A 461-nucleotide genomic window follows, 5' to 3' on the forward strand; every position below is an offset into this window, starting at 1 on the left:
GCGGAGCCAGGCGATCAGCTGCCCGGCGGTGGCGTCGGCGCCCGACGGCAGCGGATCCGCGCTCGCCAGCGCATGCGCGATCCCGCCCGGCGCGCTGCCCAGCACGGCGCCGAGCAGCGCCTCGCCGCGGAGCCCCGCCTCGCCGAGGAGCTCGACCTCGCGCTCGTTCAGCCCCACCGGCAGGTCGCCGTTGCCGAGATCGGTGCCGTAGGCGACCCGGCCTCCGAGCGCGACGTACCGGCGGGCGTTGTCGAGGGCCGTCGCGAGGTCGGCGCCGTCGTGGATCGCCAGGGTCGAGATCCAGAGCACGTCGCGCGCCGCGGACTCGCGCAGCGTGGCGTCGTCGAGCAGCTCGGTCCACGGCACGTGCACGAGCACGTCGGCCCCCGCCCGGATCGCGCGCGCCGCCTGCCCGGCGCCCTCCGCATGGACGGCCGCGGGGAGCCCGGCGTCGTGCGCGG

The 461-nt window shown here is 78.5% G+C and carries 1 pseudogene; it reads right to left on the reverse strand.

Features of this window, described 5'->3' with window-relative positions:
- Nucleotides 1-461: pseudogene (locus DZG00_RS16475) on the reverse strand (amidohydrolase family protein); the annotation flags it as partial.

Origin of the sequence: Clavibacter lycopersici (assembly GCF_003576405.1) — a bacterium.
Taxonomy (GTDB): Bacteria; Actinomycetota; Actinomycetes; order Actinomycetales; family Microbacteriaceae; genus Clavibacter; species Clavibacter lycopersici.